Source organism: Photorhabdus bodei (assembly GCF_003287735.1).
Lineage (GTDB): Bacteria > Pseudomonadota > Gammaproteobacteria > Enterobacterales > Enterobacteriaceae > Photorhabdus > Photorhabdus kayaii.
The window spans coordinates 38437-50399 of the sequence record NZ_NSCM01000037.1; the positions used below are offsets into that span (position 1 = coordinate 38437).

Below are 11963 nucleotides of genomic sequence, written 5' to 3' on the forward strand. Positions count from 1 at the left end.
TCTTCTCTCAGAACGTTAATACCGAGCCATCACTTAGCGTGACCGCAGAAAGCGTGATCACCTTAACTTTGAACTGAGTGCCAGGCACTGCGTCACCGACAGCTAACTCCATCACACCGCGGCCCGGCAGGCTTACGCTGGCCCGCAATGCATGCCCCCGACCATAAATCTCCTGCACCACCGGACGGGTCACAGGTTGTCCCGCCGTTATCACCGGTGATACGGTCATCGGCAAATCAAGGTCATTACTGCCCGTTAACCCCAAAGGCTGATTTTCTGTCAGTTGGCGTTGTAATTTAGCCTGCTGCAATTCCGCTTCCAGCAACAAATTTTTCGCGTGTAAATGCTCTAACTGCCCCACAGTCACACCCGCAGATGCTTCTGTCATCCCTGTTACCGAAAGAGCGCTATCCTCTGTTGCCCATACGGGTGAACTGATAAAAATTAGCCCACTTAACACACTGATACACAAGGCAGTATTATTTCCGGGCATAAATGTATCCCTCAGTCTGATAGGTTAACTGTCCCTGTGAGGTCAGGGTAAACGTGAGGCTGTTCAGTCGCAGCCCTGTATCATCCAGTTCAGCAAATAGCCATGCTGGCATCACCCGACTACTGAAGCTGAACAGGTATTCTCGCCAATCCTGGGAAGGTATAGATTGCCCGTCTCCCGGTAATGCCGATGCTGGAGTCAGTTCATTTAACGTCAGAGGGATCTGCCATTGCTGGAAATTCGAAACCATCTTCATCAACTGTACTGAAACAGCAGGCACCGCTTCATTGCGAACCGGCAAAGGTTTCCACGGCAGGAATACCCGGCCTTCTTTTGCGCCCTGAACCAGGTCAAAAACCGGTGACTGCTTAAATACACTCTGTACACGCTGAACAAAATGCGCTGCTGTACCGCCAGGCATAATCTCATAGTGAAGGCGGACGCCATCTTTTCGGCATGAACCTGCCGTCAAGCGCCACCCCGCCAATAACACAGGTATCGTTCGACTGGTCATAACACAACGTGCCAAAAATGCGGGTAACAACGGCTTATCGGCCCACGGATGCGGTAAGTCAACAGGTTTTGGCGTTTCTTCAAACAATCGTGACGCCCTAACCTGAACGGTTTCAGTCATCGGTAATCTCTCATTCGGAGATTTTCCTGACTGTAATAACACCCACACGACTATCAACAAAAAGATGAATACGGCCATCAACAATAATGGTGACCTCCACCGCCGTTGCAGGCGACACATCCGATACTGATGAGCAGACAAAGCAGAAGTTATTGAGCGCCAGTGGGCCGGATTATCAGGGTCAGATACCACCCGCCAGCTTTTATCTGGAGCCGGATTAAACGTTAAAAAACGGGACAGTGCTGCGTTGACATTCTCGCGGGTCCCGACAATATCGGCCATCACGGACGGCAAACCATTCTGCGTTGCCAAAAATAACCATTGCTCTTCGCCCAAATCATAGATCCCGTACCCGTTTGGGCCGGAATGCGATAAAAAAGCGATGGCTAAAGAATACGGTGTGTGACGGCAATACAATTTCCTGATCATTCCCGTCCCCATCATACGTGTAGTCTGCTGGCGTCCTCCCACACGATTTCCCACGACCAGATGTACATCGGTGTATTGAGGACGAACACGTTGCCCTCTACGGTGCCCCCGTTTTACCTTCACATACGGTGACCAACGCAGGCCACTGATCCAACAATGGCGACCGGCCTTTACAACCGTGACTTCGGGTGTCTCTCCAGGTATTTCTAAATTGATGCTTTTCATTGATTCATGCCTCCTTTCATTCCTCAATCCAGTAACACGGGGGTGATTAAAATAACCAACGTACTACGCTTATTCTCTCCGGACTGTCCTCCCCCAAGCAGGAAATTACCCGGTGTAAAGGTTCCCGCCTTAGTCACCCGAGTATCAGCCTGTTCAAATCCGGTGAGCACCAGCGCCTGCCCGGCACGTAAATTCACTTTCTGGCTCAGTGAACGCAGCCGGGTATACGGCATCTCGATATAAGAATTGCCTTCTTTAGATGTGAATGAACGGATAGTCGGCGGATCAGACAAGTTAAAAGCCACTTGTAACTGAACATCCCCATTGCGCTGTATCAACGGCAACAAAGTCATATTAAACCCGGTAGTAATCATCCCGGGCGTCAGAGCCGTGGTGGCTCCCACATCCGTAGCCGTCGTTGTACTGCTTTGAGCCACATACACCGTCTGATCAGCCATCTGTATCGGAATGGGGGTCAAATTAGTGGTCGCACTTCCTTGAGAGGTCACCACACTGACATTACCTTGCTCGCTCAACGCCTTTATCAGCAGGCTGGAACCCGAGAGTTTTGCCGCTTTCCCTGTGGCGCTTTCCAGGATACTGACACCCGCAGACGTTGCCCCACTGCCCATACCGCTAAAACTGCCAGACAGCGTAGCCCCCAAATTATGCAATGAGTTATAAACTAATCCCCAGTCCAACCCCATTTGCTCTTTACGGGTAGTGCTGACACTCAGCACCTGAACATTCAACAAAACCTGACGGTTAAGAACAGTATTTTGCTCTTCCACATAACGGGATACCGAATCCAGTACCGCCGGCGTGTCTGTTACCATCAGCGTTCCACTGGAGCTTGACAACCAGAACCGACCCCGTTCGGGCGTCAACATATTCTCGACTGTCTTACGGATGTCTTCGTATAAATCACTGTTCAGATCAACCGTCGTTTTCTGTGAAGAGCTGGCCTCCCCAGAGACAGAATTGTTGACATTACCACTACCCCCTGATGTCCCCATACTACTGGTTGACCCTGAGGCAACACTGGCATTACTGCTGGTACGGGTGTTGAGAACATTCAGCTGAAATGTCCGGGTTTCAAACCGATAAAACACGACAGCCCTGTTATCTATCTTCCATGCAATCCCTAACCGGCTGGCAATATTGTCTAAAAGCCCCGTTAGTTCCCCTTGCCAATTGAGACCCGTGAGTACTTCTGGTGATGCCGCGCGCGATAAATTTCGCCTATCCGCTCGATAAATGAAGCGACAATTGTGTTTCATCTATTGAAAAATTTTTACACAACTAACGTCATAAATATGACTGTAATTTATTCAATTTACCCATTTTTCCTTTAAATCTGTAGCAAGGTAACCAATTCCGCACAGCTAGGCGGTATATTCTGCACTCATTAAAATGGGGTTAACACCTCTATCATAATGCACAGTACAGAATAAAATGCCTAACCAAATGAAAATGATTGGAATGCATTTAGCTATGATTTTAGTTGAACTTGAACCTACCTCTGATGTAAAGCTATTTTAGCCTTATAAACCTCTATCTTGAGACTAAGAAGTTATTAAAAAGCGCCCGGCAAATTCACCTAACCGAACGAGAAGAATGAGCGTATAGACAGGAAAAACGTGAAGTCATTTTCGGAATTCAGCATATAAGTTAGCAATACGCAATGCGTAAAAATCGTTGGTCAAATTAAGGGAGCCGAAGCTCCGAAAATTGGGGAAATAGCTATAGCTGAAAAGGCCGACCTCATGACCTTATAAACCAGCCCCCTCTCCAACCTAGAGCGGAACCGGTTTAGTTACATCTATCTGCGCAAAAGGAGCGCAGATAGCTCCAATTATAGTGTTAGCCAAGTAAAACGTGTATAGACACTGCATAACACGGAGTACAAAAAACAACTCTAGGGATATAAACCCTAATTGTTCTATCACATAGTTAACTATGTGAATCCCTCTTTAGCTACGCTATCTGATGAAACTAGCATAGATAGAAAGTTATCAGCATATCGAGGAATATTTTCTTGGGATTCTTTTTATGAGAACACTTGGCTCTAATGATAACAAATGTGCTATATGAACAAATTCCACAACATCCAATCTTCTTTCACCATTCTCAACTTTCGCAATAAACGATTGAGGGCGATCTAGCGCTTGAGCTAAATTCTCTTGCGTGACCCCCTTTGCTATACGAGCCTCACGGAGTGCTTTGATAACTATTTGATATTCATCAGAGTAAATTGAAACCATATATTCAATCCTACTAAACATTTAGGATTAAATATCAATCGATTGTTGATTTATACCAAAATGGGATTTTTTATTTTATAAGCTCTGCTCGTTTTGGCTTTTTAGGTGGTTTTTTGAACAGTATTTTTTCTAAAATTAGCCCATGATCGACAGATAGCAAGTGTGCTATATGCACAAATTCAACTACATCCAACCTTCTTTCACCATTTTCAATTTTAGCAATAAATGATTGAGGTCGATCTAAGGCTTGAGCCAATCTTTTTTGAGTAATACCTTTTTCTATCCTAGCCTTACGAAGAGCGTTTATAACCATTTGATATTCATATGAATAAATCGATGCCATTTCTTTAACCTTGATTAATATCCCAAAATCGAATATCAACCATTTACTTAAGTATCCCAAAATAGGATAATTCATGCGTTTGTTATATGGAGATATAAAGGAAATGAATAAAAAAGATTGGCATACCGCCGACATTATCGCTGCCTTACGTAAGCTCGGCACTACCTTAGCAGCGGTATCACGTAAGGAGGGACTTAGCTCATCTACATTAGCTAATGCTCTATCACGACCTTGGCCTAAAGGAGAGTGGATTATTGCGAACAATCTCGGAGTACATCCCTCAGAAATTTGGCCAAGCCGATATTTTGACGAGAATGGACAACCTATTGAACGAGTTATCCGAAATAATTCTTCCAGGTGACTAATTCTCAACTAAATGGTCTAAGTTCGGTATAATATCGAACCTAGGCCATGTTAGCTGCTTAGACTGTCTGACTATTGGGGCCAGTTTATTGCAGCCCTTATTCTATTACTCTGGGTTTTTCGGGCCAATAAATATCTGGCGCTAAGTTAGCATCAACACGGTTCAGCAATACCCTATATTTTTTCAAAGCGGTCAACCGAGAATTTTCCTCATCACTCTCCATCCCCAAATCTACAGCATCTTGTAACGGAGCTATCTGTTTACTTACAGTGAACATAAGTTGCTGTTTCTTATGTTCTGCTTGTTGCTGCTGTTCCTGCCTAAGTTTTATCACACCGCTTTCTGATATTATCCACTTTTCACCATCGTATTTATGATAAACGGACGGAGCGCGTTCAGTAAGCACTGGATAACCCTCTTTATTACTGACAATTGACAAACCGTGTGACTGCCCTGTAAGTAATTCATTGTGTTTCTCTGCTGTTATTTCAACACATTCTTCATGAGCTTCACTATAAAAAGCGCCTTCTTTTCTGGAGAAATAAACCATTTATACCCCCCAAAATAATATATGAACAACTTTGCCTGGATTCTCATTGTTGTTGGGAGTGCCAGCTTGATATTCAAACGTCGATAATGTTGCATTACGTACTAATGTATGACCTGTTGATGTATTGATACTCGACATGCTTGCGACATATCCAATAAACTGATTTTTAAAAGAAATTGGATAATTGATTTTTACCCATGACTGTTGGCTTGATGCAACTTTAACCCATTGAATAATTATTCCCGTATCCCCGCATTGCCACCAGCCATTTTCAGATTTTATAGCTGCGTTTTGCAATGCGAGCGTACCGCTTCGCTCAGGTATTAATATATTATAACGTCGCTGATTGTTCGGATCGTTAGAATAAATATGTAACAATTTTCCTTCCGAACCATTAATTCCTACCACATACCCATCTTTCGATTTGAAACGTAGCTCAGGAAAAGGAGTTTTACTATCAATTAATAAACTACCAACGGTTGCAGTTTTATCGCTAGAAATACGCAAGAAAGTGTTATCGCTCTCAGATTTAGCATAACTTCCCACATCCCCGGCATTCAATGAAATATCAGATGACAACGCTTTCCCATTCACTTTACGAATGGATGGTACTCGGCTATTAGCGTTGTTATTTGCTGCTATAGCACTTTGATTCGCCGTATCCGTCAGTGATTGCACAAATGCTGTTGTTGCAATCTGAGTATTATTAGCGTTTTTAGCAGGTGTGGGGGCGATTGGCGTTCCTGTGAAAATGGGACTGGCTTTCGGTGCATACTGAGTATGCGGATTTTGCACCTCAGAATGTTCCCTCAACTCATTCCCATTTTGTTCTAGTTTTTGTTTAAGATAACTTGTGCGGTTGACCAACTGTTTAGCCTGCCGATTGGAAATACCATCAGGCCCGCCTAACACGGGATCTGAGGTTTCTATTTGATACACTGCCTCTGACCACTGTGGGGTTTCCGGCAAATTAGCCATTTTAACTGCTCCCATAATTGTAACTACCGTCATAACTGACAGTATTGTTGTAACGAATTGATACAGACTGATATTCCAAGCTGGTAAGGTGGCAGCGTGCAGGCGCAAACGCTGCCAGTGTAGTGCGCAATAGCGAGGCTTGATCATTGGTAATAGGTTGCTGAAGTATGATGCGATAATCTGCCCAAGATGTTGAATCTCCGTGAACATAATTACCGTTATGGCTGGCATGACCGTCATAATTGATTTGACCAGTGCCTTCAATTAAATCAATCTCACCAAACCCAAAACGACGGATAATTTCACGAATTGACCACGGTGTGCCTTTATACCGATGCAATTCTATAGCCGACTTGATTAACGTGCGGCGAGCATTGTCTGATTCGACAAGCTCCCAGCCATCGCTAAATAGGGAGAATTGATTTGCCAGCCAATGCAGTGCGCTGCTATCGACAGTATCAATGAGATAAACCATTAATTGGGTTAAATCGATATCATCAAAACGGGAGGCCAACTGACCTAATGCACGCATACTGATATCAGCTTCTAGTGGAGGTGGTAGATGTAACTTAACCATCAGCGACTCCAGTGATCACAACAGTGATACCGATACAGTTCGCCCATTCATTTTCACCTACAACCTGAAACGTAGGAGACTCCAGTACGACTTGATAAACGCCAGAAACAGACAGTGTTGAGATGATTTGGCTGGGAATAATATCTTTCCCTAGCGTTGTTGCTCGTTCAGCTACCCATGTTTGTATGGCTTGTTCTGCTGCTGATTGAATACCAGGTGCATTAACGCCACTGTACAAGGTTAGTTTCGCCTTGATGGTATAATCAACCTTCACGGGAGGTTTTACATATACAGTGTCAGTCAGCGGGCGGATTTTTTCATCAGAACAAAAACTTTTCACCAGCGTTAAAATGCTTTCATCTGGCAACCCTGTTGCCAATAGTGGAAACAGTTCAACAACACCCGGAATGGGAGACCTGACTGCAACATCAACAATATTGGGGTGAGCACGCATGGCATGAAATCGATAAGCCTGACGACTGCCCGCATTAGTAAACGATTCAGGGGCCATCTTGATTCGTACACGTAGCCTCTCGTCACTTTCCTCTGCCGAACCACCACTACTCACTATTGTGTTGATCACTTGCAGGTCAATGTCGTCGATTTCATCCAACAATGTACTGATTTGTGCTGGTTGCCAGCTATTCCCTGATAACCCAGCATCTGTACAAGTAGCTGTGACATTAACGAAACGTGTGCCTGCTTTCAGAACAGCATCTGTATTAGTAGCAAAAATAATACTGTCCGATGCATTAACACGAGTTCCAACTGGAATGAGTACATCTTGCTCTAATGCTTCATCAACACTAAATTGCAGTGTTGTATGTGCAGGCTGGGCGGGTAGCCGATATACTCCGACCAATTCCCCTAAGTAGTCCAAAATGGGCGCACGGGCAAACTCGACCAGATTTTGCTTGGCGGCTTCCTGAACTTGCATTCGGGTCAGTGCTTCACGATATGCAAATAAATTGATCAGCAGGCGTTCTGCCTGTGCTGGGTACAAAGTCTTACCTACATCAGCCTCATACTTTGCGATCATTTCGGTTGTGATTTTCTCTATATCACGCTCGATAAAATCAGGTTCTGTCAGCGCCATAGCAACTCCGTAGATTGTGTAATGCCATCAACTGCTGTCCAATTCACACGCAGAGTCAGGTGCTCTGCCTCAACATTCGGTTTCACCGATAACAACTGGCAACGAGGTTCCCAACGTGTAATAGCATCAACAGATTCCCTGACAACGTGGGGAATAGCGCGGTCTATTGGGTAATCCATATAAAGGTGCAAGTTACTGCCGAATTCTGGTCGATGTGGATCACTGCCACGTGGTGTACGTAGAATAATGAATATTGCTTGGGCGATATCATCCAGCCCACAGGCAATTTTGCCTGAGTTCTGGAGAGCGGGTTGCCAAAAAACAGAGTGTGAGTTCGTATTCATGGGGACAGTATCGCCCTCGGCAGGAATATCTAATATTAAAGACGTTTAAAGAACCCCATGAGAATGATGATTCGAGTTACCGCCTTCATCCATGATGCTACCTGTTGCATGGATGTTGCCATCGACGCTGACATTACCCTGAATGTTCGTAGTACCATTACCACCAGAACCCGACAGCCCATTTTGGTGAGTTAATTGGCCTTTCACTAACATATTTCCGGTTACGATTGTTTCCGGCGCATCAATAGTTGCCTGCTGTGTCTGAATAACAACATTGGCTCCCGCTGCGATCTTAATGTGCTGAATGCCACCATTAATAGTCAGGGTGTGTGAGGTACGATCATAGTAAAAAGCTGCATCATCTGCATAAGTCATACCACGGACGTCTTTATTGTTAGCTGACGGTTTATCAACACTGGAATAGATAGCACCTAAAATAACACCATCTTCACCATTGGCATCCAATAATACTTCAACTTGTTCCCCAACATCGGGCAACCAATAGTCTTTGTTATTCTGGGTATTGCGCTGCAACACATTCAGCCAATTAGTACGCATATTATCGCATTCAGGCAATCGCACGCGGGCACGAACAGTAGCAGGATCTACGGCGCTAATCGTACCAACTTGACGAGTTACACTGCTCATTTGGATTCCTCCTCGATGATCGTGTCGGAAGAACCATCGGGCTTATATACAACCAATTTCTGAGTCTTCCCCCTTTTACCTTTCTTGGATTTGCCCGATGCAACAGGGCCACGAGCAACTTCAAGTTCGGTTATATATCCGCTGTTGCGATCAAAAGAGTGGTGAGCTGAAGTAATTAACCATTGCCCAGATAACTTGCCAAATTCAACCAACTCAATTTTATTTCCGGCGGTTAACTGAGGGGCTCCCATCAATGAAAGTGAGCCGTTCTGCTGGTACTCATTATGTAAATCCAGTGCTGACTTGGCCTTTATTTCAGCGCTATCTTTGTTAGCAGCCCGGCTGTTTACTTTTAAGGTATCTGCGCTAGTTTCTTTACCGCTACTCTTATCTCTTGAATTGGACTGATTACTTGCACTGGTCGTGCCATCAGCTTCATAGACAATCAATTTTTTATCATCAGCTTTTTGATGTTTCACTTTGGCTTTTTTATAGACTTTATTAATCGTGTCCCGTAGTGAAAATTGGGCAATATCACGAGGGTGTAATTTTTTTATCGGTTCTTGGCTGCGCAAAGTGACTAAGTGGGAGAAAATTAGCTGTTCACTGACAACCTTAACGGCATAACCATATTCACTAGCCAGCCGCTTCAGGAACGCTACATCGGTTTCCGAATATTGCGTCACCCTGTCAATCTTGATGATTTCGATACTGCCGATCAGCTTTAACCGATGTTTCTTGGCGATACGGCTAGCAATAGCGGCCAGTGTTGTATTCTCAAATCCACGGTTAGACTTGGTACGCAATGCCGTATTGATAGACGTTGCTACACCTCGAACAAATACAATAGAAGGAGGGATACTAACTTCAATTTCATCAATGTAGAATGAGCCACAATTCAATAACCGTTCGCCGAAATAGCCCAACTTCAATGTCAACGTATCACCTTTGCCCGGATACCATTTATCCAGCCAGCGACCATCAGTATCATCCAATTCTACCTCTATTTCATCGGATTCGCTTTTGATGTTGTCGGTATAGCTGACACGAGTGACATAAGGAGTGATGTCATTTGTGATATCTTTTTGCAAATATCGTAACGTGAATGTCGGACTTAAAACCTCTGAGACACCCGTTATAGATGGTGTTTGCTTGGGATCAATTATCTCAGCCACGGTGGTGTATCCTCGGCAGTTACTACATTGTCAGCGTCAATGATAGGGATCAACAATACGACACCTGATGGCAATATAGGTGTAACTGCAACGTGCGGATTGGCAGCAATTATGCGAGCGTAACCTAAAGGGTCACCATAATAATAGTGAGCCAATAAATCCCATCTATCTCCCTCTTTCGTTATGTGTTCAAGAAACATGATCAAAGTGTCCTTGTGGTAATTTGCGCTGCCATCTTACTGAGCGCGGGTGATATTGATGTAAATGTTGAACTTGCCGATTCAAGTTGGCCTGATACGGAATCTAATACAGCCGCGATATTACGACTATCTGCACGGCTTAATGACGATTGAGCATTGTTAACAAATGTTACTGCTTGTCCCGTTGCTCTGGTCAATTGAATCGCATCTGGCAATGAGTTACCAAGTGATTGAAAAGCCGGATAGCTTTTCCCTAATGGCTCAACAATATTGTTAAGTCCGGTAAGAAGACCTGGTACGCGGGTTAACGCTACGGTCGGTTTGTCTTTCATCTTCTGTGCAATACGTACCGCACTGATAGTCGTTTGCAGTGCTGACTGTGCTTGTTTGACATAATTCACGCCATCCCTGACTTTTTTAGCCATACCTGATGGTTTCGGTATTGCATTAGACAACGCCTTTGTATTCAGGACATGAGATTTAATGGCAGGCGGTTTCAGCGGTTTTTTAGGATCACCGATATATTCAAGTAATGTCACCGAGGCATTGAGGGCAAATATATTACCTACTGAATCCGTTTGTTCACTGGTAGCTGTCACATCAGTAATAACAAACCAGCCACGGTAATCACCATTTCCGAATACTAGCGCGAGTGCTTGATGCTTCCGCATTGCTTCACGTAACCGATTCAATTCAACATCCGGCGCACAATAATGTTGATGAAAGACCAGACTAATTTGAATTTCATCCAGTTTTTCCCCCACGAACTGCAAGCCGGGTTTACCTTGAATTCGTGCATGTTCGGCATAATTAGCACCAAACGTTACATCAAAACCATCCCAATATGTGATCAGCTCAAATTCAATATCACCTAATACCGCAAACATTATCCGTATCTCCGGCGTTCTCTCTGAATGACAATACGCTCCAGCAGTTTCTCTAATTCACGCACACTCAGGTTTAAGGCTTTATTAATATCGGATGTAGCCGTTTGCGGTTTACCGCCAATATATATTCGCGGTGCGAAAGAGATAGAAAAACCATTATTGCTGTTGCTGATATCTTTATAACCTGTTCGTCTGGCTGGATTGCCCAACATCATCTCAGGAGGTGAGATTTGTGGGACATCAGGCGTCATTCCCTCTGCCAGACGTTGAGTGGCACGAGCAGCCAACGGCGTAGTACGATCAACACCAACAACCACACCTTGCACAATATTATCGCCAAATCCCATAAATACCTGACTGGGGGATTGAATACCTAACGCTTCTTTAAACCAGCTAGAAACTTTGCCGCCAAAGTTTTTAATGGTGTCCTTAGCCGTAGTCAGCATATTAGAAATACCATTAACCAACCCATTAACGATATTTTTACCAAAGTCAGTAAAATTATTGGGCATACCAATACCAAACCATTTCATAACGCCAGCAAATGTTTTATAGAACAATCTCAATGGCGACCAATTTAAAATTAATTTACTGACCTCAAATATTCCGCCATCAAACGCATTAGTAATCCGTCATTCCGCACCGTATTTCTGATTTAAAAATAGTGTGATCTTACACAGGTTTTTTGTATTGATGATATCAGTGGGGTTGACGGTAATCGCCAATTTTGATCTATTACTTTTATTTACCGGAAAG

Annotated in this window: 15 protein-coding genes and 1 pseudogene; 1 reads left to right on the top strand and 15 read right to left on the bottom strand. The window is 44.1% G+C overall.

All coding sequences use genetic code 11. The features are described from left to right. Positions 1-7: 7 nt before the first annotated feature. The 5 genes and pseudogenes from pilP to CKY02_RS17345 all read right to left on the bottom strand — a co-directional run bounded on the left by pilP (position 8) and on the right by CKY02_RS17345 (position 4388). Positions 8-493, bottom strand: a complete 486-nt coding sequence (gene pilP / locus CKY02_RS17325; protein ID WP_112896253.1) for a type IV pilus biogenesis protein PilP — start codon at positions 491-493, stop codon at positions 8-10. Continuing rightward, positions 480-1781: a type IV pilus inner membrane component PilO gene (gene pilO2, locus CKY02_RS17330; RefSeq protein ID WP_112896254.1), complete on the bottom strand. Its 1302-nt coding sequence runs from the start codon at positions 1779-1781 to the stop codon at positions 480-482. Before pilO2 ends, pilP begins: the two co-directional genes overlap by 14 nt. Positions 1782-1804: 23 nt before the next feature. Beyond that, positions 1805-2989, bottom strand: a pseudogene (pilN, locus tag CKY02_RS17335) (PilN family type IVB pilus formation outer membrane protein); the annotation flags it as partial. A gap of 807 nt (positions 2990-3796) precedes the next feature. Further along, on the bottom strand, positions 3797-4045 hold the full coding sequence (locus CKY02_RS17340) for a helix-turn-helix domain-containing protein (RefSeq protein ID WP_011147600.1): 249 nt from the start codon (positions 4043-4045) through the stop codon (positions 3797-3799). Positions 4046-4115: 70 nt separating this feature from the next. Next, on the bottom strand, positions 4116-4388 hold the full coding sequence (locus tag CKY02_RS17345; RefSeq protein WP_051240231.1) for a helix-turn-helix domain-containing protein: 273 nt from the start codon (positions 4386-4388) through the stop codon (positions 4116-4118). 103 nt (positions 4389-4491) lie between these two features. Here CKY02_RS17345 and CKY02_RS17350 point away from each other — a divergent pair, with 103 nt between their 5' ends. Beyond that, entirely contained in the window at positions 4492-4749 is a 258-nt protein-coding gene (locus tag CKY02_RS17350; protein WP_065389358.1) for a helix-turn-helix domain-containing protein, read from the top strand. Positions 4750-4849: 100 nt separating this feature from the next. Here the strand turns inward: CKY02_RS17350 and CKY02_RS17355 are convergent, their stop codons facing one another. The 10 genes from CKY02_RS17355 to CKY02_RS17400 are packed head-to-tail and all read right to left on the bottom strand — an operon-like array spanning position 4850 to position 11767. Continuing rightward, entirely contained in the window at positions 4850-5302 is a 453-nt protein-coding gene (locus CKY02_RS17355; RefSeq protein ID WP_112896255.1) for a tail fiber assembly protein, read from the bottom strand. Beyond that, positions 5303-6280, bottom strand: a complete 978-nt coding sequence (locus CKY02_RS25855) for a gp53-like domain-containing protein (protein ID WP_240002080.1) — start codon at positions 6278-6280, stop codon at positions 5303-5305. It lies immediately after the preceding gene. Between the two features lies 1 nt (position 6281). Then, entirely contained in the window at positions 6282-6857 is a 576-nt protein-coding gene (locus CKY02_RS17365; RefSeq protein WP_023043983.1) for a phage tail protein I, read from the bottom strand. After that, the gene (locus CKY02_RS17370; RefSeq protein WP_023043984.1) at positions 6850-7953 is read right to left on the bottom strand and encodes a baseplate assembly protein; all 1104 of its coding nucleotides are present in this window, start codon (positions 7951-7953) and stop codon (positions 6850-6852) included. Before CKY02_RS17370 ends, CKY02_RS17365 begins: the two co-directional genes overlap by 8 nt. Further along, a complete protein-coding gene (locus tag CKY02_RS17375) occupies positions 7944-8297 on the bottom strand; it encodes a GPW/gp25 family protein (protein WP_023043985.1) in 354 nt (117 codons plus the stop codon). The genes CKY02_RS17370 and CKY02_RS17375 overlap by 10 nt, the downstream gene beginning before the upstream one ends. 45 nt (positions 8298-8342) lie before the next feature. Next, positions 8343-8945: a phage baseplate assembly protein V gene (locus CKY02_RS17380; protein ID WP_023043986.1), complete on the bottom strand. Its 603-nt coding sequence runs from the start codon at positions 8943-8945 to the stop codon at positions 8343-8345. Continuing rightward, positions 8942-10120, bottom strand: coding sequence for a phage late control D family protein (locus CKY02_RS17385; protein ID WP_023043987.1), 1179 nt, complete (start codon positions 10118-10120; stop codon positions 8942-8944). The genes CKY02_RS17380 and CKY02_RS17385 overlap by 4 nt, the downstream gene beginning before the upstream one ends. Then, positions 10108-10320, bottom strand: a complete 213-nt coding sequence (locus tag CKY02_RS17390) for a tail protein X (RefSeq protein ID WP_023043988.1) — start codon at positions 10318-10320, stop codon at positions 10108-10110. The genes CKY02_RS17385 and CKY02_RS17390 overlap by 13 nt, the downstream gene beginning before the upstream one ends. Positions 10321-10322: 2 nt before the next feature. Then, positions 10323-11207, bottom strand: a complete 885-nt coding sequence (locus CKY02_RS17395; protein ID WP_023043989.1) for a phage tail protein — start codon at positions 11205-11207, stop codon at positions 10323-10325. Continuing rightward, complete coding sequence (locus CKY02_RS17400; RefSeq protein ID WP_193493156.1) at positions 11207-11767, bottom strand: phage tail protein; 561 nt, start codon at positions 11765-11767, stop codon at positions 11207-11209. Before CKY02_RS17400 ends, CKY02_RS17395 begins: the two co-directional genes overlap by 1 nt. Positions 11768-11963 lie beyond the last annotated feature (196 nt).

Bases quoted from the DNA above. Each gene is read 5' to 3' on its own strand.
- CKY02_RS17370 (WP_023043984.1), bottom strand. From the start codon at position 7,953: ATGGCGCTGACAGAACCTGATTTTATCGAGCGTGATATAGAGAAAATC.
- CKY02_RS17355 (WP_112896255.1), bottom strand. From the start codon at position 5,302: ATGGTTTATTTCTCCAGAAAAGAAGGCGCTTTTTATAGTGAAGCTCAT.
- pilO2 (WP_112896254.1), bottom strand. From the start codon at position 1,781: ATGAAAAGCATCAATTTAGAAATACCTGGAGAGACACCCGAAGTCACG.
- pilP (WP_112896253.1), bottom strand. From the start codon at position 493: ATGCCCGGAAATAATACTGCCTTGTGTATCAGTGTGTTAAGTGGGCTA.
- CKY02_RS17380 (WP_023043986.1), bottom strand. From the start codon at position 8,945: ATGAGCAGTGTAACTCGTCAAGTTGGTACGATTAGCGCCGTAGATCCT.
- CKY02_RS17340 (WP_011147600.1), bottom strand. From the start codon at position 4,045: ATGGTTTCAATTTACTCTGATGAATATCAAATAGTTATCAAAGCACTC.
- CKY02_RS25855 (WP_240002080.1), bottom strand. From the start codon at position 6,280: ATGGCTAATTTGCCGGAAACCCCACAGTGGTCAGAGGCAGTGTATCAA.
- CKY02_RS17350 (WP_065389358.1), top strand. From the start codon at position 4,492: ATGAATAAAAAAGATTGGCATACCGCCGACATTATCGCTGCCTTACGT.
- CKY02_RS17390 (WP_023043988.1), bottom strand. From the start codon at position 10,320: ATGTTTCTTGAACACATAACGAAAGAGGGAGATAGATGGGATTTATTG.
- CKY02_RS17365 (WP_023043983.1), bottom strand. From the start codon at position 6,857: ATGGTTAAGTTACATCTACCACCTCCACTAGAAGCTGATATCAGTATG.
- CKY02_RS17375 (WP_023043985.1), bottom strand. From the start codon at position 8,297: ATGAATACGAACTCACACTCTGTTTTTTGGCAACCCGCTCTCCAGAAC.
- CKY02_RS17395 (WP_023043989.1), bottom strand. From the start codon at position 11,207: ATGTTTGCGGTATTAGGTGATATTGAATTTGAGCTGATCACATATTGG.
- CKY02_RS17345 (WP_051240231.1), bottom strand. From the start codon at position 4,388: ATGGCATCGATTTATTCATATGAATATCAAATGGTTATAAACGCTCTT.